The following is a 25145-nucleotide window of genomic DNA, read 5'->3' as shown; positions in this document are numbered from 1 at the left end:
CATGAAAGCTGCCCTGCTAGACGAACCCGGCGAAGACATTGCCCAAGCCCTCCAAGACGGCTGGCTGCCGATCCGCGAAGTGGCGCGCCAGACCGGCGTCAACGCGGTGACACTGCGCGCCTGGGAACGCCGCTACGGCCTGATCGTGCCGCAGCGCACGCCCAAGGGCCATCGGTTGTTCAGCGCCGAGCATGTCCAACGTATCCACACCATTCTCACCTGGCTCAATCGCGGCGTACCGGTCAGCCAGGTCAAAGGCCTGATCGACTCGGCCCTGACCGTCCCCGATACGGTGGAAAACGAATGGCACACCCTGCGCCAGACACTGGTGCACGCCATCAGCGAATTGGCCGAACGCCGCGTCGATGATGCGTTCAACCAGGCCATGGCGCTGTACCCGCCACGCACCTTGTGCGAGCAACTGCTGATGCCACTGCTGCAAGAGCTGGAACAGCGTTGGCAGGGTCAATTCGGCGCGCAGATGGAGCGGGTGTTCTTCATGTCCTGGCTGCGCAGCAAATTCGGTGCGCGTATCTACCACAACAACCGCCAGTTGCACGGCGCGCCATTGCTGCTGGTGAATCAATCCGACCTGCCGCTGGAGCCGCATCTGTGGCTCAGCGCCTGGCTGGCAAGCAGTGCCGACTGCCCGGTAGAAGTCTTCGACTGGCCTTTGCCACCTGGTGAACTGGCCCTGGCGGTGGAACATCTGCAACCGCGCGCCGTGCTGCTGTATTCAAGCAAGGCGCTCCATTTGTCGGCATTCGCAAAACTTCTGAGCGGCATCAGCTGCCCAAAGTTGATCGTCGGACCAACGGTATGCATCCACCAGGCCGAGATGGCTGTATTAACCCATGACATCCCTGAGTTGCTCGTCGCCGAAGAGCCATTGGCGGCCCACCAGCTACTGATCCAGCGTGGACTTGTTTAAATGCATCTGATCTGGCTGCGCACCGACCTGCGCCTACATGACAACACCGCCCTGGCCGCCGCGAGCCAGCGGGGCCCGATCGCGGCTGTTTACCTGATCACGCCCGAGCAGTGGCTGGCCCACGACGATGCGCCGTGCAAAGTGGATTTCTGGCTGCGCAACCTGCACGCACTGAGCGCCACCCTGGGCGAGCTGAACATTCCCCTGCTGATCCGCACCGCAGCCACCTGGGACCAGGCGCCCGGCGTACTGAGCCAGCTGTGCCAGGAACTGTCGGTTGAGTCGGTGCACGTCAACGAGGAATACGGCATCCACGAAAGCCGTCGCGACGCGGCCGTGTCCAAGGCATTGGAAGCGCAAGGTGTCAGCTTCCACAGCTACCTGGACCAACTGTTCTTCCAGCCCGGCAGCGTGCTGACCAAGACCGGTACTTATTTCCAGGTGTTCAGCCAGTTTCGCAAGGTCTGCTACACCCGCTTGCACAGCGCCCTGCCACGCATCGTCGCCGCGCCAAAGGCTCAGGCCGCACTCACGCTGAAAAGCGATCCGGTACCGACAACCGTCGAAGGTTTCGAGCCCCCCAGCCAAGCGCTGCGAGCCTTGTGGCCGGCGGGAGAGGACGAAGCACGTCGGCGTCTCGATGCCTTTGCCGACCAGCAAATCAGCTACTACAAGGACGAGCGCGACTTCCCCGCCAAGCCCGGCACCAGCCAGCTCTCGGCGTACCTCGCGGCGGGTGTGGTTTCGCCGCGCCAGTGCCTGCACGCCGCGCTGCAAACCAACGGCGGCGAGTTCGAAAGCGGCGACATGGGCGCCATTACCTGGATCAACGAATTGCTCTGGCGCGAGTTCTACAAGCACATTCTGGTGGGCTACCCACGGGTCTCGCGCCACCGCGCGTTCCGCCCCGAAACCGAAGCCGTGGCCTGGCGCAATGCGCCCAAAGACCTCGCGGCCTGGCAGGAGGCACGCACCGGCCTGCCGATTATCGACGCCGCCATGCGCCAACTGCTGGAAACCGGCTGGATGCACAACCGCCTGCGCATGGTGGTGGCGATGTTCCTGACCAAGAACCTGCTGATCGACTGGCGCGAGGGCGAGCGCTTCTTTATGCGCCACCTGATCGACGGCGACCTGGCGGCCAATAACGGTGGCTGGCAGTGGAGTTCGTCCACCGGCACCGACTCGGCGCCGTACTTCCGGATTTTCAGCCCGTTGAGCCAATCGGAAAAGTTCGACAGTGACGGCGTGTTCATCAAGCACTGGCTGCCGGAACTGGCCGCGCTGAACAAAAAGGACGTACATAACCCCGACGCCGCCGGTGGTTTGTTCGGCGTGGCGGACTACCCGCGCTCCATTGTCGACCTGAAAAAATCCCGCGAACGCGCCTTGGCCGCCTTCCGCAGCCTGCCCTCGCGCCAAGCCGCAGGGGGCGAATATGAGTGACTTCCTGCGCCGCTTCGCCCAGGCCTTTGCCACGCTGGATAAACACAACCTGCACCTGCTGGACAGCCTGTACAGCCAAGACATCGTTTTTACCGATCCCTTGCACGAAGTGCGTGGCCTGCCTGCCCTGCACCGCTACTTCGCGGAGCTGTACGGGAATGTCAGCCAGTTGCGTTTCGACTTCCACGGTTTCGACCAAGTGGCCGAAGGTGAAGGTTACCTGCGCTGGAAAATGAGCTTTTGCCACCCGCGCCTGGCCAACGGCAAGGTCATCCGGGTGGAAGGCTGCTCGCACCTGATGTGGCGAGACAAGGTGTACCGCCACCGTGATTATTTCGATGCTGGTGCTCTGCTGTACGAGCACTTACCCGTGCTGGGCAGAGTCGTCGGTTGGCTGAAAAGGAGAGTGGGATGAGCGCAGTACCCCCCCGTCGTTATTGGCTGACCGGTGCCAGCAGTGGCATCGGTGCCTCGCTGGCCGTGGAACTGCTCAACAGCGGCGCCCATGTGGCGCTGAGCTCGCGCACGAAAGGGCCTTTGGAGGCGCTCGCGCAACGCTATCCCGGCCAAGTACTGGTGGTGGCGGGCGACCTGACCGACAGCCAGACCGTGCGCGAGATCGGTGAACAGATCGGCAGGGCCTGGGGGGCGCTGGACACCGTGATCCTGAATGCCGGCACCTGTGAATACGTGGACGCACGGCAGTTTGACTCATCAATCATCGAGCACGTGGTGCGCACCAACCTGTTGGCCAGCAGCTATTGCATCGAAGCCGCCCTGCCGCTGTTGCGCGCAGGATCAACGCCGCACCTGGTGGGCGTCGCCAGCGCCGTGACCTACCTGCCAATGCCGCGCGCCGAAGCCTATGGCGCCTCGAAGGCCGGCTTGCGTTACCTGTTCGAATCCTTGCGCATCAGCCTGTCGCCGGAAAATATCGACGTGACCGTGATCAGCCCAGGCTTCGTCGACACGCCGCTGACCGAACGCAATGACTTCCCGATGCCGCTCAGTTGGTCGGCGGACAAAGCCGCACGGCATATCTTCGCCAAGCTGGATAAACGTCCGCTGGAAATTGCCTTTCCGGCCCTGTTTATCGCCACCCTCTGGCCGCTGTCGAAACTGCCGAACCGCGCACAACTGATCATCGGCAAACGCATGTTGCGCAGCCCACCGCCGAAAAAGGACGACCTGTGAAGATCGCCATCATCGGTAGCGGCATCGCCGGCCTCACCAGTGCCTACCTGCTCAGTCGCCGTCATGACATCACGGTGTTCGAAGCGGGCGACCGCATCGGCGGGCACACCCACACGGTCAACGTGACCGTCGAGGGTAAAAGCTATGCGGTAGACACCGGTTTCATCGTGTTCAACGACTGGACCTACCCCAACTTCATGCGCCTGCTGGGGCAAATCGGGGTGACGTTCAAACCCACCGAAATGAGCTTTTCGGTGTGCGACGAGAACACCCGGTTCGAGTACAACGGCAATAACCTCAACAGCTTGTTTGCCCAGCGTCGCAATATCTTGTCGCCGGGGTTCTGGGGCATGTTGCGCGATATCCTGCGTTTCAACCGCCAGGCACCGCTGGACCTGCAGGAACAACGCATCAGCGCCGAGATGACCCTGGGCGATTACCTCACCGCCGGTCATTACGGCGAGCGGTTTATCCGCCATTACATCGTGCCGATGGGCGCGGCGATCTGGTCAATGTCATTGGCCGACATGCTCGCGTTCCCCTTGCAGTTCTTTGTGCGCTTCTTCAAGAACCACGGCTTGCTCTCGGTGAGTAATCGCCCACAGTGGTGCGTGATCGAAGGTGGCTCAAGCCGCTACATCGAACCGCTGACCCGCCGCTTTCGCGAACACATCCGCCTCAATTGCCCCGTGCATCAAGTTGAGCGTACGGACGACGGCGTGATTATCCACAGCCCTGCCGGCAGCGAAACGTTTGACCGTGTGGTCTTCGCCTGCCACAGCGACCAAGCATTGGCCTTGCTCGCGGACCCCAGCCAGGCCGAACGGGAGATCCTCGGCGCAATGCCCTACGCCGACAACGACGTGGTGCTGCACACCGATACCCGCCTGCTGCCCGACCGCAAGCTGGCCTGGGCCAGCTGGAACTATCGCCTGACCGGCAACACGCACACGCAGGCGGCGGTGACTTACGACATGAACATCCTGCAAGGCATCGACAGCGCCACCACCTTTTGCGTGAGCCTGAACCAGACGTCGATGATCAACCCGCTGAAGGTCCTGGCCCGCTACACCTACGCCCACCCGCAATACAGCCTGGCAGCGGTGGCGGCCCAAGGTCGTTGGGAGGACGTGTCTGGCGTGCGTAACACCTTCTACTGTGGCGCCTACTGGGCCAACGGTTTCCACGAAGACGGCGTGGTCAGCGCCTTGCGCGTGGCCGAAGCCTTTGGGGAAACCCTGTGAACAGCGCCCTGTACAGTGGCTGGATAGCCCATCGCCGGTTTACGCCCAAGGCCCATGCCTTTCGCTACCGCATCGGCCTGCTGTACCTGGACCTGAGCGAAGAGCAGCAAGTGCTCGGGCTTTCACCTCTGGCGGGGCGCAGCCGTTTGGCGCCCTTCGGTTTTCGCCAGCAGGACTACCTGCGTGAATTCACGCGCACCGGCATGAGCTTGAGCGATGCCGTGCGCCAGGAAGTCGGCAAGGCACTGGGGCGTACACCCCAGGGCGTTATCTGCCTACTGACCCAGGCTCGCAGTTGGGGCCTGGCTTTTAACCCCGTGAGTTTCTTCTACTGCTTCGAGGCCGACGGACGTCTGGCCGCGATCCTGTGTGAAGTGACCAACACCCCGTGGCGCGAGCGCTATCACTATGTGCTGCCGGCCCAGGCCTTGAGTGCGGATGAGCATCAGCATTTCGCCGTGGCCAAGGCCTTCCATGTGTCGCCGTTCTTGCCGCGCGACCTGGAATACCGCATGAGCTTCAGCCCACCCGCCGCCAAACTCGGCGTGCACATGGCGGACTGGCAGGGCACGCAAAAGGTCTTCGACGCCACCTTGAGCCTGCAAAAAGAAACGCTCAACCGCGCCAGCCTGCACCGCTACTTGTGGCGCTTTCCGTGGATGACCGCCAAGACCTGCCTGGCCATCTATTGGCAAGCCACGCGCCTGTTACTCAAACGCACACCGATTTTTTCCCATCAGGCCGCCGATGGCGCCTCACGCACCGCAGTCGGGTATACCAAGGATCGCCACCATGAAATCCCCTAGCTTATCGGTCAAGGGCAACCGCCTGAACGTCAATGGCATGACCACTGCGCTATTGCGCAAAGGCGTGCTGCGCCAACTCAGCCAATTGCGCCATGGCCAGTTGGTGGTGATCGAGGATGGCGAGCGGCAAGTATTCGGCGCACGGGAAGCGCACTTGCTGGGAGAGATCCAAGTGCTCGATTCAGCCGTGTGGGGCCTGGTGGCGGCCAACGGTTCCATCGGTGCCGGTGAAGCATTTATCCACGGTTATTGGACCAGTCCGGACCTGACCGCCGTGGTGCGCGTGATGGTCAGCAACCTGGACGTGCTCGACGCGATGGAAGGTGGCCTCGCGCGCCTGGCTCGGCCGTTCACGCAGGGCTTGCACTGGCTCAACCGCAACACGCGCAAGGGCTCGCAGAAAAACATCGCCGCCCACTACGACCTGGGCAATGACCTGTTCGAAGAGTTTCTCGACCCCACCATGATGTACTCGGCGGCGCAGTTTCTAACCGCTGAGGACACCCTGGAGCAGGCGCAACTGAACAAACTGGAACGCATCTGCCAAAAGCTCGCGCTCAAGCCCACCGATCATTTACTCGAAATCGGCACCGGCTGGGGCAGCATGGCGCTGTACGCGGCGCAACATTACGGTTGCAAGGTCACCACCACGACCCTGTCCAAGGAACAGTTCGCCTACACCGAGCAACGCATCGCGGCCCTGGGGCTGCAAAGCCAGGTCACGCTGCTGCTGAAGGATTACCGCGACCTGACCGGCCAGTACGACAAACTGGTGTCCATCGAGATGATCGAGGCAGTGGGGCATCGCTTCCTGCCAACCTACTTCAAGCAATGCGCGCACTTGCTCAAGAATGACGGGCTGATGTTGCTGCAAGCCATCACCATTCGTGAGCAGCGCTTTGAACAGGCCAAGCGCAGTGTGGATTTTATCCAGCGCTATATCTTTCCCGGCGGCGCCCTGCCCTGCGTGCAGAACATGCTGCACATCGTCAGCCGCGATACCGATATGAACCTGTTGCACATGGAGGATTTCGGCCTGCACTACGCGCGCACCTTGCGCCTGTGGCATGAGAATTTTCGCCGCGCCCACGGCCGCCTCACAGAATTAGGCTACGACGAATACTTCCTGCGTCTGTGGGAGTTTTACCTGTGCTACTGCGAAGGCGGCTTTATGGAGCGCACAATCGGCACGGCGCAATTGCTGCTGGCCAAGCCGTCGGCGATCAACCCGCCGCTGCTCGGGCGTTTCAGTGCTTAAGACGCTGGCCAATGCCGCACTCTTCCAGTGCGGCTGGTTTGCCTGCGTGCTCGGCGGTGACAGCCGGTGGTTACTGGTAGGACTGGCCGTGCTGGCGGTTCATCTGCTGTGGATAAGTTCGTGGGCTGAAGACGGCAGGCTGATCCTCAGCGTTACGGTCTTGGGCACGCTACTGGACACCGCATTGCGCACGCTGGGGGTGTTTCAGTTCACCGAGCCGGGCCCGCTGATTCCTTTCTGGTTGATCCTGCTGTGGGCGTTGCTGGCGACCACGTTGCGCCATTGCCTGGCCTGGAGCGCCCGCCCCTGGTGGCGTGCGGCGGTATTGGGCGCCTTGGGCGGCCCGCTCTCTTACTATGCCGGCAGCCAGTTGGCGGGGGTGCAGTTTGGTTACGGCCTAGCGACCACGATGGCCGTGCTGGCGCTGCTGTGGGCCGCGGTATTCGTGGGACTGCACCGGTTGGCGCGCTGACGTCCGTCAGTCGCTTCACACGTGTGCCACCCGCTTGCCTTACACTGCGCGCCTATGACCAACATCCCGCATACCCAAATCACCGAACCCGTCGTCACTTGCTCGACGTGTGCGGCCTGCTGCTGTCAGCTGGAAGTCATGCTGATCACCGATACGGGCGTACCGGAGCGCTATATCGACACCGATGATTGGGGCGGAGAAGTGATGCTGCGCCTGGACGACGGCTGGTGCGCGGCGCTGGATCGGGACACGATGATGTGCACGATCTACGAGCGACGTCCGCTGATTTGCCGGGAGTTCGAGATGGGCGCGCCCGAGTGCCTGGACGAGCGACAGGGTATCGCTACCGCCTACCGCTGATGCTGAAGATTGTGGCAATCAACTGTGGGAGGGGGCTTGCCCCCTCCCACATGGTTTTTTCAGTGTCCTGAAGGGTTACAGCGGCAAGGTGTAGTGCAACGAGTAGCTCTCTACCCCGTCGTTATTGCTGCTGATTCCCGCATTGGAGTAATGCGTGGCACGGATGCCCACTTCATGCCCGCCGGCAAAGCGCAGGCCGAAGCCCAGGCGGTCTTCGAACTGGAAAGCCTGGCCGATGTTGTTGTCTTCCAGCTTGGTGCGCGAGAACACCGCCACCCCGATCCCGGCTTCGATGTAAGGCTTCACCGATTCGCCGGCAAATTCGTACACAAATACCGGCGAGAACGACAGGCTGCTGGCGCTGGCACGCTTGTCACCGTCCCAATAGGTGTAGGCGCCGCTCCAGTAGCCGGTCAATCGACCGGTATCGCTCTGCCACCAGCTTTTATCCCAGTCCGATGTCAGCCCCAGCCGATAGGTCATGGTCGAATCGCTCGTGCTCCCCACCCCCAATTCCAGGCCAGCGGCCTGTGCCGAAACAGAGTGCCCCACTACAACGGCCGCAATCGCAGCCAAACAGAACAAGCGCTTCATAAGAAACATCCTTTCCGAACGAAGTTATATGGTTTTTTACAGGCTATCTCGCTATAGAAGCTGGCGTGTAGTCGGAAGTTCCAGTGATTAACGCCGGAATTTCACGAAATTTTCACGCAGCAAAGCTTCGCACAACGCCCGGATATTTCCATAGTGTCGGTAGGATATTTCTTAGGTGATACACATCGCCGCTGGTCCAGAACTGTGCAGGTTCAGGGCTGCCAACGGCCAGCAGGTCGCGCTCGCCGAGCAGACGCTTGAGCTGACGGGCCACGGCGGCGCCGGTGTCGATGAGGATGATGCTAGAGGGCAGCATCTGCGCGAGGAGCGGCTTGAGGAAGGGATAGTGGGTGCAGCCGAGGATGATGGTGTCGCAACCGGCGCTGAGCAGCGGCTCGATGTACCGCTGTAACAACGGGCGCAGGGCCGGGCTGTTCAAGTCACCGCTTTCAATCAGCTCGACCAGGCCAGGGCACGGCTGGGTGACGACCTTCACGTCGGTAGCGAAACGGTCGAGCAAGGCGGCGAACTTGGCGCTTTGCAGCGTACCGGTGGTGGCAAGCACCCCGACCACACCACTGCGAGTGGCCGCGGCGGCAGGTTTGACGGCAGGCTCCATGCCCACCAGCGGCCAATCGGGGAAATCCAGCCGCAGGTCGGCGACCGCGGCGACGGTGGCGGTATTACAGGCAATCACAAAGGCCTTGGCGCCTTGCTCCCGGAAAAACGCCGCCACCCGCCGCGAACGCTCGAGAATAAACGCCGGGCTTTTCTCGCCGTAGGGGATGTGCCCGCAATCGGCCACGTACAGCAGCGATTCATGGGGCAAAAGCTGCTGGATTTCGTCCAGCACGGTCAACCCGCCGACACCGGAATCGAACACACCGATTGGCGCGTCCTTAACCATGTTGCGTCCCGCACACACTGCAACCGGGGTCACGCTTGACGCGCAACTCGCGAAACCGCGTGGTCAAGGCATCGATGAGCAACAAGCGGCCGACCAAGGGTTCGCCGAAACCGACCAGCAGTTTCAGGGCCTCCAACGCTTGCAGGCTACCGACCAGCCCTACCAGCGGGCCCACCACGCCGGCTTCGCTGCAGGTCAGTTCGGTATCGCTGCCGTGCCCGTATAAACAGTGGTAGCAAGGGCTTTCGGCGCGGCGCGGGTCGAACACCGACAACTGCCCTTCAAGGCGAATCGCCGCGCCGCTGATCAACGGCTTGCCAGCGGCGACGCAGGCGGCATTCACCGCTTCACGGGTGGAAAAGTTGTCGCTGCAATCGAGCACCACGTCCACCGCTTCTACCGCGGCGGCCAGGGAATAGGCATCCAGCGCGGTGCGATGAGCGACCAGTGTGATTTCCGGGTTGATGGCGGTCAGGCGACGCAGGGCCGAGTCGACCTTGGCCTGCCCGACGCTGTCGGTGTCATGGATGATCTGGCGCTGCAGGTTGGTCAGGTCGACCGTGTCGAAGTCCGCCAGATGCAACTCGCCCACACCGGCCGCCGCCAAGTACAACGCAACCGGCGCACCCAGGCCACCGAGGCCGACGATCAACGCACGGGCATTTTTCAGGCGCAATTGGCCGTCGATGTCGACATGCTGCAACAGAATCTGTCGGCTATAGCGCAACAGCTCCTGGTCGGTCAGCACGGGCGACGCCCCAGGGTAATGCGCTCGTGACCGCCGAGGTCGATGCGGCTGTGTACCTCTTCAAAGCCTTCACTCAATAGCAGGTCGCGCACGGCCGGGGCTTGGTCGTAACCATGCTCCAGCAGCAGTCGTCCGCCGGCATTCAGGTGAGCGGGGGCTTCTTTGATGATCAGGCGCAAGTCGTCCAAACCATCATGACCGGCCACCAGTGCGCTGGCCGGCTCAAAACGCACGTCGCCCGCCACCAGGTGCGGATCGTTGGCGGCGATGTACGGCGGGTTGCTGATGATCAGGTCATAGGTATGACCTGGCAGCGCGCTGAACCAATGGCTGTTCAGCACCGTCGCGTTATTAAGGTGCAGGCGCTGGCGATTGCGTTCGGCCAGGGCCACGGCCTCCAGCACACGGTCGACGGCGGTGACCTGCCAGGCTGGCCGTTCACTGGCCAGGGCCAAGGCGATGGCACCGCTGCCGGTGCCCAGGTCGAGGACCTTGGCGGGCGTGGCCGGCAACAATTCCAAGGCCGCTTCCACCAGCAGTTCGGTGTCCGGACGCGGGATCAGCGTATGCGGCGCGACCTCCAGGTCCAGCTTCCAGAAGCCCTGCTGGCCGAGGATATAGGCGACCGGCTCGCCGCCGCGACGGCGCTGCAGGTAGCCGGCGAACGTCAGCGCGTCTTCGCTGCTGACGATTTTCTCGGGCCAGGTGTGCAGGTAGCTGCGGGATTTACCCAACGCCGCCGCCAACAACAACTCGGCATCCAGGCGCGCGGTAGGCGAGTCGGGCAGGTCGGCGGCGCGCAGCAGGCTGGCAATAATGGTCATTTATTCACCTATCGCCGCCAACTGATCCGCTTGATATTCGGCAAGCAACGGTTCGATCACCGCGTCCACGCCACCGGCGAGGATCTCGTCCAGGGAATAAAGCGTGAGGTTGACCCGGTGGTCGGTGACCCGGCCCTGGGCAAAGTTATAGGTACGGATGCGCTCGGAGCGGTCGCCCGAGCCCACCAGCAACTTGCGCTCGCTGGCAATTGCATTGGCGGCGGCGCTGGTCTGTTGGTCGTTGAGCTTGGCCGACAGCCAGGACATGGCCCGCGCACGGTTCTTGTGCTGGGAACGTTCTTCCTGACACTCCACCACAATGCCCGACGGCAAGTGGGTGATACGGATCGCCGAGTCGGTCTTGTTAACGTGCTGACCGCCAGCGCCCGACGAGCGGTAAGTGTCGACACGCAAGTCGGCCGGGTTGATCTCGATCGCTTCCTGTTCGTCCGGCTCGGGCAACACCGCGACGGTGCACGCCGAGGTGTGGATTCGGCCTTGGGACTCGGTCGCCGGAACCCGTTGCACGCGGTGCGCGCCGGACTCGAACTTGAGCTTGCCGTAGACGTTGTCGCCTTCGACCCGCGCGATAACCTCTTTATAGCCGCCGTGCTCGCCTTCGTTCTCGGACAGGATCTCGACACGCCAGCCGCGACGCTCGGCATACCGCGAATACATGCGGAACAGGTCGCCGGAGAAAATCGCTGCCTCGTCGCCGCCGGTGCCGGCACGGATTTCGAGGAACACGTTGCGCCCGTCATTCGGGTCCTTGGGCAGCAGCATGCGCTGCAGGTCGCCTTCCAGCTCGGCCAGCTTTTCCTTGGCTTCGCGGACTTCTTCCACGGCCATTTCGCGCATGTCCGGGTCGCTGTCCTTGAGCAGTGCCTGGGCACCTTCAAGGTCGGCCTGCACTTTGGTCAGGTGCTTGTAGGTCGCCACAATCGGCTCAACTTCGGCGTATTCCTTCGAATACGCACGGAACTTGGCCTGATCGGAGATGACCTCACCATCGCCGAGCAGCGCGGTCAGTTCTTCGAAACGGTCCTGGAGCACGTCCAGTTTATTGAGCAGTGACGCTTTCATTGCAGTTTTTTATCCGAAGAGCTATCTGACGCGCCCTCACCGAGGGCAAAGAGTTCCTGGGCCATGGCCAGCGCATCGAGGCGGCCTTCGGCGGTAAGCTTTTTTAATTGTACGCTGGGCGCGTGGAGCAACTTGTTGGTAAGGCCTCGGGCCAGTTGCATCAGCACGTCTTCAGCGCTGCTGCCGTTGGCGAGCAAGCGCTGGGCCTTGAGCAGCTCCTCGTCGCGCAGGCGCTCGCCTTGCTGACGATACGCCTTGAGCACGTCCACTGCGGCCAACTCACGCAGGCGCACCATGAAGTCGTCTGCGCCGGCGCTGACCATTTCTTCAGCGGCCTGGGCTGCACCCTGGCGGCTCTTGAGGTTTTCGGCGACCACTTCGTGCAAATCGTCGACGCTATAGAGGTAAACGTCGTCCAACTCGCCGACTTCGGGCTCGATATCGCGGGGAACGGCAATATCCACCATAAAGATGGGTTTGTGCTTGCGCAGCTTCAACGCGCTTTCGACCGCGCCTTTGCCAAGAATCGGCAACTGGCTGGCGGTGGAGCTGATCACAATATCGCTGCGCACCAATTCGGCCGGGATATCTGCCAGCAGCACGGCATGTGCGCCGAACTGCTCGGCGAGGATGCTGGCACGCTCCAGGGTACGGTTGGCCACCACGATGCGCTTCACCCCCAGGTCATGCAGGTGGCGGGCGACCAGGGTGATGGTCTCGCCGGCGCCGATGAGCAGGGCCTGGCTACGTTGCAAGTCACTGAAAATCTGTTTGGCCAGGCTGACCGCAGCGAACGCTACGGACACCGGGTTTTCGCCGATGGCGGTGTCGGTACGCACCTGCTTGGCGGAGTTGAACGTGGCCTGGAACAGGCGACCCAGCAGCGGGCCGACGGTGCCGGCCTCACGCGCCACGGCGTAGGCGGACTTCATCTGGCCAAGGATCTGCGGCTCGCCCAACACCAGCGAATCGAGACCGGACGCCACGCGCATCATGTGACGAACTGCCGCATCGTCTTCGTGCACATAAGCGCTGGCGCGCAGGTCATCGAGGTCCAAATGGTGATAATCGGCCAGCCAGCGCAGCACCACATCCGCTGAAAGATGTTCCTGTTCTATATAAAGCTCACTGCGATTGCAGGTCGAAAGGATCGCTGCTTCGCGACTGTCGGTGAGCCGGCAGAGCTGCTGCAGGGCCTCAACCAACTGCTCTGGCGTAAACGCCACGCGCTCGCGCACGTCTACGGAGGCAGTCTTGTGGTTAATACCGAGTGCGAGGAAGGCCATTCAATATCGCTGATGATGTCGGGAAGCCGACAATTGTCCTACTTCGAAAGATTCAGAACAACCACCGTCGTCTATTGTCCTAATGCCTTGTGCCTATAAAGGCACCCATTGAGACTCGGTTATGTTTGGCCGAAGGCTTGTGTCATGATGATCCGACCGCAGGTTAGTCGTCCTCTTCCTATATGAATAGATCCTCCGCGTTGCTCCTTGCTTTTGTCTTCCTCAGCGGCTGCCAGGCCATGGCACCCGTGTCGCCGGACGGTACCCCGCCGGTGGAAGACAGCACCCCCGCCCCTGAAAAGCCCAAGGTTTATTCCTCGTTCAGTGAAGAAACGGTGTACAGCCTGCTGACCGCGGAGCTGGCCGGCCAACGCAATCGCTTCGACATTGCGCTGGATAACTACGTGACCCAGGCCATCAACACCCAGGATCCGGGCATTTCCGAGCGGGCCTTCCGCATCGCCGAATACCTGGGCGCCGACCAGGCTGCGCTGGACACGTCGCTGATCTGGGCGAAAAACGCTCCGGACGATCTGGAAGCACAACGGGCGGCAGCGATTCAGCTGGCGCGCGCCGGGCGCTATGACGACTCCATGGTCTATATGGAGAAAGTCCTGCAGGGCAAGGGCGACACCCATTTCGACTTCCTCGCGCTGTCGGCTGCCGACACCGACCAGGACACGCGCAATGGCCTGATGAAGAGTTTCGACCGCCTGCTGCAAAAACATCCGAAGAACAGCCAACTGGTGTTCGGCAAGGCACTGCTGCTGCAACAGGACGACGAAGCCGACGCAGCCCTGAAGCTGCTCGAGCAGAACCCGCCGGAAGAAGGCGAAATCGCCCCGATCCTGCTGCGCGCACGCCTGCTGCAGAACCTCAATCGCGGCAAGGAAGCGATTCCTCTGCTGGAAAAAAATATCAAGAAGTATCCGGACGACAAGCGCCTGCGCCTGACTTACGCCCGCATGCTGGTGGAGCAGGACCGCATGGAGGACGCCAAAGTGCAGTTCGCCAACCTGGTCCAGCAATACCCGGACGACGACGAGTTGCGTTATTCCCTGGCACTGGTATGCCTGGAAGCCAAGGCCTGGGACGAGGCCAAGGGGTATCTGGAAGAGCTGATCCAGCGCGAAAGCCATGTGGACTCGGCCCACTTGAACCTTGGCCGCATCGCTGAAGAACGCAACGATCCACAAGCTGCGCTGCTCGAATACGCACAAGTCGGCCCCGGCAACGACTACCTGCCGGCCCAATTGCGCCAGGCCGATATCCTGATGAGCAACGGCCGTACCGACGAGGCGGAAAAACGCCTGGCCGCTGCGCGGGATGCCGAACCTGACTACGCGATCCAGCTGTACCTGATCCAGGCCGAGACCTTGTCGGCCAACAAACAGGGCGAGCGTGCCTGGAAACTGCTGCAACAAGCCTTGCTGCAGTTCCCTGACGATTTGAACCTGCTGTACACCCGCGCCATGCAGGCCGAAAAACGCAATGACCTGGCGCAGATGGAAAAAGACCTGCGCCTGATCATCAAGCGCGACCCGGACAATGCCATGGCCCTCAACGCCCTGGGCTACACCTTGTCTGACCGCACGACGCGCTACGCCGAAGCCAAGGTGCTGATCGAACAAGCCCACAAGCTCAACCCGGAAGACCCTGCCGTACTCGATAGCCTGGGCTGGGTGAATTACCGCCTGGGCAACCTGGACGAAGCTGAACGCCTGCTGCGCCTGGCACTGGAGCGCTTTCCCGACCAGGAAGTCGCCGCCCACTTGGGTGAAGTGCTGTGGGCCAATGGCAAGCAGCGCGAAGCACGCCAAATCTGGGAAAAATTCCTCAAGGAACAACCCGAAAGCCCTATCCTGCGCGGCACCATCAAGCGCCTGACCGGATCCGAGACCCTTTAAGCTTATGTTCTTGCGCCACGTTATCGTTTTCAGCTTCATTGCCCTGCTCGCCGGTTGCGCAGGCTTCGGTTCCCGTGAATCCGTCGAAGGCCAGGGCAACCCGGCGCAATGGCAGCAACACAAGGACCAGCTCAGCAGCATTGATGGCTGGCAGATTGAAGGCAAAGTCGGCGTCCGCGCCCCCAAGGACTCCGGCAGCGGTACCTTGTTCTGGCTGCAACGCCAGGACTACTACGATATTCGCCTGTCGGGTCCCCTGGGCCGTGGCGCGGCGCGCCTGACCGGTCGACCGGGACACGTCAGCCTTGAAGTGGCCAACCAGGGTCGCTATGAAGCCACCTCGCCGGAAGAATTGCTTGAACAACAGATTGGCTGGAAGCTGCCGGTGTCTCATCTGGTCTGGTGGGTACGCGGCTTGCCCGCACCGGACAGCAAGAGTCGCCTGAGCCTGAACGGCGATAGCCGCCTGGCGACGCTGGAACAGGATGGCTGGCAGGTCGAGTATTTGAGCTATGTGGAACAAAGCGGTTATTGGCTGCCCGAGCGCATCAAGCTGCACGGCCCCGACCTTGATGTCACGCTGGTGATCAAGGACTGGCAACCGCGCAAACTGGGGCAATAACGTGTCCGTACAAACATTGACCCTGCCCTCCCCGGCCAAACTCAACCTGATGCTGCACATTCTGGGTCGCCGTGAAGACGGCTATCACGAACTGCAGACGCTGTTTCAATTTCTCGACTACGGCGATGAGCTGACCTTCGCCGTGCGCGACGATGGCGTGATCCAGCTGCATACCGAATTCGAAGGCGTCCCTCACGACAGCAACCTGATTGTGAAGGCGGCGAAAAAACTTCAGGCGCAATCCGGTTGCCCGCTTGGCATCGATATCTGGATCGATAAAATCCTGCCCATGGGCGGCGGTATCGGTGGCGGCAGCTCGAATGCCGCGACGACTTTGCTGGGCCTGAACCACTTGTGGCGCCTGGGCTGGGACGATGATCGCCTGGCTGCGCTGGGCCTGACGCTGGGCGCCGACGTCCCGGTTTTCGTGCGTGGGCACGCCGCTTTCGCCGAGGGCGTGGGCGAAAAACTCACCCCGGAATACCCCGAAGAGCCGTGGTATGTCGTGCTTGTTCCGCAAGTATCTGTAAGTACAGCAGAAATTTTTTCAGATCCGCTGTTGACACGTAACTCTCCTCCCATTAAAGTGCGCCCCGTTCCCAAGGGAAACAGTCGAAATGACTGCTTACCGGTTGTAGCAAGGCGTTATCCAGAGGTACGTAACGCTTTGAATTTGTTAGGTAAATTTACCGAAGCAAAATTAACCGGAACTGGAAGTTGTGTGTTTGGGGGCTTCCCAAGCAAAGCTGAAGCTGATAAAGTCTCGGCCCTTCTTACAGAGACCCTTACAGGGTTTGTAGCAAAGGGAAGCAACGTTTCGATGTTGCATCGCAAGCTGCAAAGTCTGCTCTAAAGGAACCGAGTGTTAGGCACTCGTTGCAACAGATACAGGGGCGTCGCCAAGCGGTAAGGCAGCAGGTTTTGATCCTGCCATGCGTTGGTTCGAATCCAGCCGCCCCTGCCATTTTCCTATACTCATCCAGGTTACCCTCAGCCTCTAGGTACTGCGCGTGTCCAAGATGATGGTCTTTACGGGGAACGCCAACCCCGATCTGGCTCGACGTGTCGTACGTCAGCTGCATATCCCTCTCGGTGACATCTCTGTCGGTAAATTTTCCGACGGCGAAATTACAGCCGAGATCAATGAAAACGTTCGCGGTAAAGACGTTTTCATTATTCAGCCGACTTGCGCTCCGACCAACGATAACCTGATGGAACTCGTCGTGATGGCTGATGCCTTCCGCCGCTCCTCAGCGACTCGAATCACAGCTGTAATCCCTTACTTTGGTTATGCCCGTCAGGATCGCCGTCCGCGCTCCGCACGTGTGGCTATCAGCGCGAAAGTCGTTGCTGACATGCTGACCGTGGTAGGCATCGACCGTGTTCTCACGGTTGACCTGCACGCTGACCAAATCCAGGGGTTCTTCGATATTCCGGTAGATAACATCTACGGCTCCCCCGTATTGGTGGATGACATCGAAGACCAGCGCTTTGAAAACCTGATGATCGTGTCCCCGGACATTGGTGGCGTCGTGCGTGCACGGGCCGTTGCCAAATCCTTGGGCGTGGACCTCGGGATCATCGACAAACGCCGCGAGAAAGCCAATCACTCTGAAGTGATGCATATCATCGGTGATGTCGAAGGGCGTACCTGTATTCTGGTTGATGACATGGTCGACACCGCCGGCACCCTGTGCCACGCGGCGAAAGCCTTGAAAGAGCACGGTGCCGCTAAAGTCTTCGCCTACTGCACACACCCTGTGTTGTCTGGCCGAGCGATCGAGAACATCGAAAATTCCATGCTGGACGAATTGGTGGTGACCAACACCATCCCGTTGTCCGCTGCTGCTCAAGCCTGTTCGCGTATCCGCCAATTGGATATCGCACCGGTTGTTGCCGAGGCGGTTCGCCGCATCAGCAATGAAGAATCGATCAGCGCGATGTTCCGTTAAGGGTCAAACCTGCGGTCCATCTCACTGACGAAAAGCGCCCCGCCCCGACATGTTGTTGGGGCGGGGCTTTTTTGCCCATGTCGAGTCTGGCGCTGGTCGCAAACGCCGCTCGATGATGGCTATTTTGGAGATACAACATGAATGACTTTACTCTGAACGCCCAAGCGCGTACTGACCTGGGGAAAGGTGCGAGCCGCCGCCTGCGTCACGCCGCCAACATCCCAGCCGTTGTATACGGTGGTAACAAGCCTGCTGAATCCGTGACCATCCTGTCCAAGGAAATCGCCAAGCTGTTCGAAAACGAAGCTGCCTACAGCCACGTTATCGAACTGAACGTCGACGGCACCAAGCAGAACGTCATCGTTAAAGCGATGCAGCGTCACCCGTCCAAGCAGTTCATCATGCACGCTGACTTCGTTCGCGTTGTTGCTGGCCAGAAACTGACCGCTATCGTGCCTGTGCACTTTGTTGGTGAAGACGCTCCGGTCAAGAAAGGCGGCATTGTTTCCCACACTGTTACCGAGCTGGAAGTAACCTGCCTGCCGAAAGATCTGCCTGAGTTCATCGAAGTCGACCTGTCGGCCGCTGAAATCGGCACCATCATTCACTTGTCCGACCTCAAGGCCCCTAAAGGCGTTGAGTTCGTTGCACTGGCTCACAACGACGACAAGGCTGTTGCCAACGTCCACGCGCCACGTGTTGTAGCTGAAGATGAAGAAGGCGAAACCGCTGCAGAGTAATACTCTCTGTGACGTCGGAGCTTGAGGAAACATCGCGGACCGGAACGTAGCGAGAAAGCGGGCGATAACGCGGCGTTTACTCTTGAGTAAATGATGTAATGTCGTCCACTTTCGCCGCACGCAGGTTGCGGCGATGTTATCCACAACTCCAAAGGAAGGGCCCCTGTCGTGACTGCCATTAAACTGATCGTTGGCCTGGGAAATCCAGGCGCCGAATACGAACAGACCCGGCATAACGCGGGGGCCCTTTTTGTTGAGCGCATCGCCCACGCCCAGGGTATAAACCTGGTGGCCGATCGCAAGTATTTTGGCCTGACCGGACGCTTCTCGCATCAAGGTCAGGACGTTCGTCTGCTGATTCCCACCACCTACATGAACCGCAGCGGCCAGGCTGTCGCAGCGCTTGCGGGCTTCTTCCGGATCAAACCCGAAGAGATCCTGGTGGCCCATGACGAACTGGACCTGCCACCCGGTGTAGCCAAGCTCAAGCTGGGCGGCGGGCATGGCGGGCACAATGGCCTGCGCGACATCATCGCGCAGCTGGGTAATCAGAATAATTTCTACCGTCTGCGGCTCGGCATTGGCCACCCAGGCGTTGCCAGTATGGTTTCAAATTTCGTCCTGGGTCGTGCGCCACGCGCCGAACAGGAAAAACTCGATGCCAGCATCGATTTTGCTCTCGGCGTGCTGCCGGATATCTTCGCCGGTGAATGGAACCGCGCGATGAAAAACCTGCACAGCCAGAAGGCCTGACTCTTACCGAGGGGAAACACCATGGGATTCAATTGCGGCATCGTCGGCCTGCCCAACGTCGGCAAATCCACCCTGTTCAACGCCCTGACCAAGTCCGGTATTGCAGCGGAGAACTTCCCCTTCTGCACCATCGAGCCCAACAGCGGCATCGTGGCCATGCCGGACCCGCGCCTGCAGGAACTGGCGGCTATCGTCAATCCCAAGCGTATCCTGCCGACCACCATGGAATTCGTCGACATCGCGGGCCTGGTAGCCGGCGCGTCGAAAGGTGAAGGCCTGGGCAACAAGTTCCTGGCCAACATCCGTGAAACCGATGCGATCGCCCACGTGGTCCGCTGCTTTGAAGACGAAAACGTGATTCACGTCTCCAACAGCGTCGACCCGAAACGCGACATCGAGATCATCGACCTCGAACTGATCTTCGCCGACCTCGACAGCTGCGAAAAGCAACTGCAAAAAGTCGCGCGTAACGCCAAGGGCGGCGACAAGGACGCAGTAGTCCAGAAAGGCCTGCTGGAGCAGTTGATCGCTCACTTCACCTTGGGCAAACCAGCACGCAGCCTGATGAAAAGCATGAATACCGATGAAAAAGCGGTGATCAAAGGCTTCCATCTGCTGACCACCAAACCAGTCATGTACATCGCCAACGTCGCTGAAGACGGCTTTGAGAACAACCCATTGCTCGACGTGGTCAAGGCCATCGCCGACGAGGAAGGCGCGATCGTGGTGCCGGTGTGCAACAAGATCGAGGCGGAAATTGCCGAGCTGGATGACGGCGAAGAAAAGGACATGTTCCTTGAGGCCCTGGGCCTGACAGAGCCTGGCCTGAACCGTGTAATCCGCGCCGGTTACGAGATGCTGCACCTGCAAACCTACTTCACCGCCGGTGTCGAAGAAGTCCGCGCCTGGACCGTCAAGGTCGGCGCTACTGCGCCACAGGCCGCCGGTGTGATCCACACCGACTTCGAAAAGGGCTTTATCCGCGCCGAAGTAATCGCCTACAACGACTTTATCCAGTTCAAGGGTGAAGCCGGTGCCAAGGAAGCGGGTAAATGGCGTTTGGAAGGTAAGGAATACATTGTTAAAGATGGCGATGTGATGCACTTCCGTTTTAACGTGTAAACGCTACCAGCGGTTTACGACATCAACAAAAAGCCGATGCAGTGCATCGGCTTTTTTGTGCGTGTCTGTTTACAAACCCTATAAAGCAACGGCTTACCCCTAAAGACCAAACACTTTCAGACTTCTCCTATTTATCCATTTACCCACTGAATGAAAACAGATAAAAACCAATTACAAATCTAACTTATCCTACATAGCCTAGGCAACTAACCACATTAAGAACAGGTGACAATACCTATAGACTTCGATTTACTAAGTGAGCCTGCACACTGTATTTTTAACCGTGAAGCAACAGCGATTATGGAGTGATCATTCGATGTCGGCCCTCGACCCTATGGAAAATGAAACGGAGATTTCACTGATTGACGGCCCTGATATTGAAAGTATGTTGAGCTGCACAGCCACACTGAATATTGACATTTTATTGCTCGGAGAAACCGGTACCGGCAAGGACACCTTGGCACAGCGAATTCATCATCTATCAGGACGACGGGGTAACTTCGTCGCCGTAAACTGCGCGGCTATCCCGGAAAGCCTCGCGGAAAGCCAATTGTTCGGCGTCAATAGCGGCGCCTATACCGGAGCGATGCAATCACGCGCAGGTTTTGTCGAGGCGGCCCATTTGGGCACATTGTACCTGGATGAGATCGACAGCATGCCCTTGAGCCTCCAGGCCAAGCTGCTGCGTGTACTGGAGTCTCGCGGCGTGGAACGCCTGGGCTCGACTCGGTTCATTCCGGTGGACATGCGCGTCATCGCGTCCGCGCAGCATTCGCTGCACCAGATGGTTGAGCATGGCACCTTCAGGCGCGATCTGTATTTTCGCTTGAATGTTGTCAACATCCAGATACCGGCACTACGGAACCGACGCGAGCGTATCATTCCGTTGTTCCTGGAAATGATCCGTCAGGAAGCCGAGCTGTTCAAATGTACTGCCCCCCCTCCTTCCGGAGGACTGCTGCAACAATTGCTGTGGCACTCTTGGCAGGGCAATGTTCGCGAGCTGCGCTCGACGGCCAAACGGTTCGTATTGGGTTTGCCGCCGCTTTCAAACCCCATGAGTGACCAAGCTGATACACAGATAAATCTCAAAGCTCGTCTCCAGCAAATTGAAAAAGCGTTGATTGAAGAATCGCTGCGCCGGCACCAGCATTGTGTCGATACCGTGGCGATAGAGCTGGGAGTTCCTAAGCGCACGCTGTATTACCGGATGAAACAGCTAGAGATATCATTGAGATAAATAAAATTGACTTCACAGAGACGCACTTTCCCTACAACCAATTGCCCCTCCCAAATACACAATGCGCACTCATGACCTCGCTGGATTAGAAAGCACATCCGACCAATATGCCCACAGTCAAAACATCTAGAAACATGTAATTTAATAGTTACATGGAACGCCTCAACCTTTCGTGCCACACATCTATTGCCAAGGTTAATTTGTAAGGGAACCTAAAAACTTCCCACCACATTGACCAACGGCTAATTAATTACCCTTGATAAATTCTTAGCTGGAGCATTCTCATGACTATCCCAAGTGGCGGTTATTCTGCAGGAACCCCATATTATGGTATGGGCGGGGCTAATACCCCATCGGCTGGCTCTTCTGGAGGTAACGGCGGCGTCGCCGGTGCAGAGGATAACTTTGATAAAGGTGAAGCCATCAACGACTACACTACTAAGAGACAACTCGACGCCAAACTGATCTCCGGTATCAACCAGGCTGCCAAAGCATTCCAATAACAGCCATTTACCTCTCCGGCCCATTCGCCAGAGAGGTAACCATCTCAACTCAAACGGTAGTTTTTACTCCTCTTGCCTAATCAAAGTTTTCTGCAGACGTCCCTTTAATAGGCATTCTATGAAAATACAAGAATACGTTTCCCCCAACAAAAATGCAGGCTTCAACTCTGCCGACATACCCCAAGATCAGCCGACCTGCAGTAGAGACTCCTGTTTTTTCACATCATTGCTCGAACGCTCATCAACGAAGAGTGCATCTGCTGGTGCATCTTATCTATCTCCCGCACTTACAGACGCCATGACCCCCTTGAAAACCTCGAAGACTAGAATGGTGAACTTACTGAAGTCGACAAATAAAGAGTTGGACATAGAGCGATTCCGGACATTTCCTAGCCTACTGTCCAATATCCAACTCACATCCCAACTTTTAGTAAAATGCCTTGCGAAGACCACTCAAGGCATCGATAAAATATCTAACTTGCAATAGCCATCATGAATAATTTCATTCCTATTGCATTATTTTTAGCTGCTGCACTTATGCTTAGCGGTTGCAGCGACCGCGTCGAACTTCATCGTCAACTCTCTGAGCAAGAGGCCAATGAGGTCATTGCAGAACTGGCAGATAAACATATTCGCGCGCAAAAAATCCCGGCCAAAGATGGTGTCGTCGTTTCGGTCAATGCAAACGACATAGGACGTGCCGTACGCACGTTGGAAGCAGCTGGCCTACCCCGAGTAGCCCGGACCTCGCTGGGCGATACCTTTAAAAAGGAAGGCGTCATCTCCACGCCGCTAGAAGAACGGGCGCGCTACATCTATGCCTTGTCCCAAGAACTCGAGGCCACGCTGTCAAACATCGATGGTGTCATCGTCGCCCGAGTACACGTAGTACTGCCGGAACGCATCGCACCCGGTGAGCCGGTCCAGCCCGCATCCGCCTCAGTATTTATAAAACACGACCCACGCCTGGACCCCGATAACATCCGCGCACGCGTTCGCAGGATGGTAGCAAGCAGCATCCCAGGTATGGCCGCGGCAATCGATAATCCGCAAAAACTCAGCGTGATATTCGTGCCTGCAACCACTTATAAGGAACAGCAACGCCTGGTGTATTTCGGCCCTTTCCTGGTGCCCGGCGAGGATCTGAGTTTTTGGCGAAACAGCGTAATCGTTTCTCTGCTCGGGGCGGCGGCGGCGGTGTTCGCCACGCTGTTCCTGCACCGGCGGCGTCAGCGATTTATACAAGAGTTATCTGTAGCCCGCGAACCCATCGGCCCAGCTCATGATGCCTAGGGACGAGCACTCAGCAAGGGAACACTTGGCCTGGGCTCAATGGTGGGCATTCCCTTGGAAGTACGCCCATGAAGACTGGAAGGACGACCAGTACCCTGCGGTTGACGCGCTTTATCGGAACAGGCGGTGGGTGCCCGGCGATTTTATGGGCGTGAACGCCTGTTTACCCCCCACACCCGACGCGACCGTGCTGCAACTGGCCCTTGCGTCAAATGAACAACTCGACTTGGCGCTGACACTGGTTTACGACACCTTCAATCCTAAGGCGGCTCTCCCTTTGAGCGACAGTCACCATCAGTGGTGCACACGCCTGTCCAAGGCACTGCCCCCCGCCATGCTGTCACCCGATGCCGATCCGCTGCACCTGCTCTATGCATGGCTCGATCTCACAACCTGGCAGCGCTTTAGATTGCGTTTCCCCCGTGAACGAGCGCGTGAAGTCGAAAATAGTGCCGTCTGCCTCGAAAACGCGAGCAGCCGATTGAATACGCTCTGGCAGGCAGTGGTCTGGCGCGTAACGTCCTTGCCCGGTGACCCCATAGCCCCTGATTCACACAGGTAAGGAGATCAGTGATGTTATGCCGACTTTCCATCGAGTTGTCCCAAGACAAGCCCGGGTTGCCTCGCAACCTGATCCCACGGGAAGAGCTTGCCAATTGGAAGCAGGCAGAGCAGCTCTTGAGGCACGCAAATGACCGGGCGGAGGAGCTGCTGTGTTTGACGGAAAAAAAATGCGAAGCGTTGCAGGAGCAAGCATCACTGGAAATCTGGCGACGCGCTGATGCTCAGCTCAAACGTTGGGAGCACGACCGTCAAGCGATGTGCGACAAGCTCGAGCAATATGCGAGTTCGATCACCAATGAGGCGATTCGATGCCTGCTGGATGAAACGGCAGCACCCACTAGGCTGGCGGCTCTTCTGAAACAATTGCTAACGAACCAAGTCCACGAGATCAGCGCGATCCTACTCTGCCACCCTGAAGATTTTGATGAGATAAGACACTGCCTTGCGTCTGAACAGATCACCGTTTGGAAACTTCATGCAGACGAGACGATCCTCCCGCAAACACTGATATTGAAAACCGATGAGGGCGACTTTCATATTAACTGGAGTTCTATGCTCGCCTCTTTTTTCAAACACAGAAAAGAGTTTCGAATCGAAATCTGACGCTGTGTGGTTTATGCGTTAATCACGTTCAACGATCAAACCTGATTGGTCAATTAAATCTCAATAATAGAACCCAAAAGGAATAATCATGACCGTCCCTAAGACGCTCTCGCAACAAGCATTGAAAATTGCCGATTCTGCATTCAAAAACTATGACGCTTTCCAGATGGGGGAGGTTCAGGATGCTGAGCTATTCTTTGATTTAACAAAACGAATGACGGTTACTAACGCGCTGTTCACTGAGAATCTTCGGATTGAGCACCTGTCTCTAAAAACAGCTATTGAAAGCTTCCAATAAGATGAACGATCTCGCCTGTGCTTGGCTGAATAGTCGCGCAGAACAACTCACGTTATTTGAAGGCGACGACAGGATCACTTTAAAACGTCAGGAGGCCTTCATACGACTGGAGGTTCAGTTGACCTCGACGCCTTCAGATAACACGACATTGCAAAGTTGGCTGCGCTTGGGCGCCGTCAGCATGAACCTTTTTTCGGGCACATTGGGGCGAAAAGCCGATAGTGGCGAGCTTTGGCTAATTCAAACCTTGCGCGATGGACCGGGAGAGGCACAGGTGTTCGATTGTCTTGAAACCCTGCTCAACCAGCGCGACATATGGCGTGCCACGTTCGCGCGCGTTGCTCGCCCACTCCAGCCTCTCAAACCCACCTCGCTGCGTTCACTGCCGTATTAAC

Annotated in this window: 29 protein-coding genes and 1 tRNA gene; 24 read left to right on the top strand and 6 right to left on the bottom strand. The window is 58.7% G+C overall.

Features of this window, described 5'->3' with window-relative positions; genetic code table 11:
- Position 1: 1 nt before the first annotated feature.
- From ACI512_RS07165 to ACI512_RS07125, 9 genes are read left to right on the top strand one after another with little or no spacing between them, the layout of a single operon-like run.
- Positions 2-931 carry a MerR family transcriptional regulator gene (locus ACI512_RS07165; RefSeq protein ID WP_064054710.1) on the top strand — a complete coding sequence of 310 codons (930 nt, stop codon included), beginning with the start codon at positions 2-4 and terminating at the stop codon, positions 929-931.
- Positions 932-2377 (top strand): deoxyribodipyrimidine photo-lyase, encoded by a 1446-nt coding sequence (gene phrB / locus ACI512_RS07160; RefSeq protein WP_236379137.1) that lies wholly within the window; start codon positions 932-934, stop codon positions 2375-2377.
- A complete protein-coding gene (locus tag ACI512_RS07155) occupies positions 2370-2792 on the top strand; it encodes a nuclear transport factor 2 family protein (protein ID WP_064054708.1) in 423 nt (140 codons plus the stop codon). Before phrB ends, ACI512_RS07155 begins: the two co-directional genes overlap by 8 nt.
- Positions 2789-3571: an SDR family oxidoreductase gene (locus tag ACI512_RS07150; RefSeq protein ID WP_012722120.1), complete on the top strand. Its 783-nt coding sequence runs from the start codon at positions 2789-2791 to the stop codon at positions 3569-3571. The genes ACI512_RS07155 and ACI512_RS07150 overlap by 4 nt, the downstream gene beginning before the upstream one ends.
- Positions 3568-4815, top strand: coding sequence for an NAD(P)/FAD-dependent oxidoreductase (locus ACI512_RS07145; protein WP_236379135.1), 1248 nt, complete (start codon positions 3568-3570; stop codon positions 4813-4815). The genes ACI512_RS07150 and ACI512_RS07145 overlap by 4 nt, the downstream gene beginning before the upstream one ends.
- Positions 4812-5621: a DUF1365 domain-containing protein gene (locus ACI512_RS07140; RefSeq protein WP_064054706.1), complete on the top strand. Its 810-nt coding sequence runs from the start codon at positions 4812-4814 to the stop codon at positions 5619-5621. Before ACI512_RS07145 ends, ACI512_RS07140 begins: the two co-directional genes overlap by 4 nt.
- On the top strand, positions 5608-6879 hold the full coding sequence (locus ACI512_RS07135; protein ID WP_012722117.1) for a cyclopropane-fatty-acyl-phospholipid synthase family protein: 1272 nt from the start codon (positions 5608-5610) through the stop codon (positions 6877-6879). Before ACI512_RS07140 ends, ACI512_RS07135 begins: the two co-directional genes overlap by 14 nt.
- Positions 6872-7351: a DUF2878 domain-containing protein gene (locus ACI512_RS07130; protein WP_231807455.1), complete on the top strand. Its 480-nt coding sequence runs from the start codon at positions 6872-6874 to the stop codon at positions 7349-7351. The genes ACI512_RS07135 and ACI512_RS07130 overlap by 8 nt, the downstream gene beginning before the upstream one ends.
- A gap of 54 nt (positions 7352-7405) precedes the next feature.
- Positions 7406-7711, top strand: a complete 306-nt coding sequence (locus tag ACI512_RS07125; RefSeq protein ID WP_405121724.1) for a YkgJ family cysteine cluster protein — start codon at positions 7406-7408, stop codon at positions 7709-7711.
- A gap of 75 nt (positions 7712-7786) precedes the next feature.
- Here the strand turns inward: ACI512_RS07125 and ACI512_RS07120 are convergent, their stop codons facing one another.
- The 6 genes from ACI512_RS07120 to hemA all read right to left on the bottom strand — a co-directional run bounded on the left by ACI512_RS07120 (position 7787) and on the right by hemA (position 13153).
- Positions 7787-8305: an acyloxyacyl hydrolase gene (locus tag ACI512_RS07120; protein WP_043204758.1), complete on the bottom strand. Its 519-nt coding sequence runs from the start codon at positions 8303-8305 to the stop codon at positions 7787-7789.
- 112 nt (positions 8306-8417) lie between these two features.
- On the bottom strand, positions 8418-9212 hold the full coding sequence (gene murI / locus ACI512_RS07115; RefSeq protein WP_405121723.1) for a glutamate racemase: 795 nt from the start codon (positions 9210-9212) through the stop codon (positions 8418-8420).
- Positions 9205-9960 carry a molybdopterin-synthase adenylyltransferase MoeB gene (locus tag ACI512_RS07110; protein ID WP_231807457.1) on the bottom strand — a complete coding sequence of 252 codons (756 nt, stop codon included), beginning with the start codon at positions 9958-9960 and terminating at the stop codon, positions 9205-9207. The genes murI and ACI512_RS07110 overlap by 8 nt, the downstream gene beginning before the upstream one ends.
- Positions 9954-10784, bottom strand: coding sequence for a peptide chain release factor N(5)-glutamine methyltransferase (gene prmC / locus ACI512_RS07105; protein ID WP_046034116.1), 831 nt, complete (start codon positions 10782-10784; stop codon positions 9954-9956). Before prmC ends, ACI512_RS07110 begins: the two co-directional genes overlap by 7 nt.
- On the bottom strand, positions 10785-11867 hold the full coding sequence (gene prfA, locus ACI512_RS07100) for a peptide chain release factor 1 (RefSeq protein ID WP_012722110.1): 1083 nt from the start codon (positions 11865-11867) through the stop codon (positions 10785-10787).
- Positions 11864-13153, bottom strand: a complete 1290-nt coding sequence (gene hemA, locus ACI512_RS07095; protein ID WP_046034117.1) for a glutamyl-tRNA reductase — start codon at positions 13151-13153, stop codon at positions 11864-11866. Before hemA ends, prfA begins: the two co-directional genes overlap by 4 nt.
- Positions 13154-13335: 182 nt before the next feature.
- On the opposite strand from hemA, the gene ACI512_RS07090 reads away from it, so the two are divergent.
- The 15 genes from ACI512_RS07090 to ACI512_RS07020 all read left to right on the top strand — a co-directional run bounded on the left by ACI512_RS07090 (position 13336) and on the right by ACI512_RS07020 (position 25144).
- A complete protein-coding gene (locus ACI512_RS07090; RefSeq protein WP_064054701.1) occupies positions 13336-15060 on the top strand; it encodes a tetratricopeptide repeat protein in 1725 nt (574 codons plus the stop codon).
- Between the two features lie 4 nt (positions 15061-15064).
- The gene (lolB, locus tag ACI512_RS07085) at positions 15065-15682 is read left to right on the top strand and encodes a lipoprotein insertase outer membrane protein LolB (protein WP_046034119.1); all 618 of its coding nucleotides are present in this window, start codon (positions 15065-15067) and stop codon (positions 15680-15682) included.
- Between the two features lies 1 nt (position 15683).
- Positions 15684-16535 (top strand): 4-(cytidine 5'-diphospho)-2-C-methyl-D-erythritol kinase, encoded by an 852-nt coding sequence (gene ispE, locus ACI512_RS07080; protein ID WP_093542288.1) that lies wholly within the window; start codon positions 15684-15686, stop codon positions 16533-16535.
- A gap of 36 nt (positions 16536-16571) precedes the next feature.
- Positions 16572-16646: transfer RNA gene (locus ACI512_RS07075), tRNA-Gln, on the top strand.
- Between the two features lie 46 nt (positions 16647-16692).
- Positions 16693-17634, top strand: a complete 942-nt coding sequence (locus ACI512_RS07070; RefSeq protein WP_003208392.1) for a ribose-phosphate pyrophosphokinase — start codon at positions 16693-16695, stop codon at positions 17632-17634.
- Between the two features lie 137 nt (positions 17635-17771).
- Positions 17772-18374: a 50S ribosomal protein L25/general stress protein Ctc gene (locus ACI512_RS07065; protein ID WP_064054699.1), complete on the top strand. Its 603-nt coding sequence runs from the start codon at positions 17772-17774 to the stop codon at positions 18372-18374.
- Positions 18375-18542: 168 nt separating this feature from the next.
- Positions 18543-19127, top strand: coding sequence for an aminoacyl-tRNA hydrolase (pth, locus tag ACI512_RS07060; RefSeq protein WP_003188350.1), 585 nt, complete (start codon positions 18543-18545; stop codon positions 19125-19127).
- A 21-nt stretch (positions 19128-19148) separates the two neighbouring features.
- On the top strand, positions 19149-20249 hold the full coding sequence (gene ychF / locus ACI512_RS07055; RefSeq protein ID WP_012722103.1) for a redox-regulated ATPase YchF: 1101 nt from the start codon (positions 19149-19151) through the stop codon (positions 20247-20249).
- 316 nt (positions 20250-20565) lie between these two features.
- A complete protein-coding gene (locus tag ACI512_RS07050; protein WP_064054698.1) occupies positions 20566-21489 on the top strand; it encodes a sigma 54-interacting transcriptional regulator in 924 nt (307 codons plus the stop codon).
- Positions 21490-21773: 284 nt separating this feature from the next.
- Positions 21774-21992, top strand: coding sequence for a hypothetical protein (locus ACI512_RS07045; RefSeq protein WP_147469608.1), 219 nt, complete (start codon positions 21774-21776; stop codon positions 21990-21992).
- Between the two features lie 492 nt (positions 21993-22484).
- Positions 22485-23285 (top strand): type III secretion system inner membrane ring lipoprotein SctJ, encoded by an 801-nt coding sequence (gene sctJ / locus ACI512_RS07040; RefSeq protein WP_064054697.1) that lies wholly within the window; start codon positions 22485-22487, stop codon positions 23283-23285.
- 145 nt (positions 23286-23430) lie between these two features.
- Positions 23431-23847, top strand: a complete 417-nt coding sequence (locus tag ACI512_RS07035; RefSeq protein ID WP_231807460.1) for a type III secretion protein — start codon at positions 23431-23433, stop codon at positions 23845-23847.
- Between the two features lie 11 nt (positions 23848-23858).
- Positions 23859-24452, top strand: coding sequence for a type III secretion system stator protein SctL (sctL, locus tag ACI512_RS07030; protein WP_064054695.1), 594 nt, complete (start codon positions 23859-23861; stop codon positions 24450-24452).
- Between the two features lie 88 nt (positions 24453-24540).
- Complete coding sequence (locus ACI512_RS07025; protein ID WP_064054694.1) at positions 24541-24750, top strand: hypothetical protein; 210 nt, start codon at positions 24541-24543, stop codon at positions 24748-24750.
- A gap of 1 nt (position 24751) precedes the next feature.
- Positions 24752-25144 carry a hypothetical protein gene (locus ACI512_RS07020; protein WP_064054693.1) on the top strand — a complete coding sequence of 131 codons (393 nt, stop codon included), beginning with the start codon at positions 24752-24754 and terminating at the stop codon, positions 25142-25144.
- The last annotated feature ends 1 nt before the right edge of the window (position 25145 follow it).

The organism is Pseudomonas petroselini, from assembly GCF_045037875.1.
Classification (GTDB): Bacteria; Pseudomonadota; Gammaproteobacteria; order Pseudomonadales; family Pseudomonadaceae; genus Aquipseudomonas; species Aquipseudomonas petroselini.
This window is presented reverse-complemented; position numbering and strand designations above follow the sequence as displayed.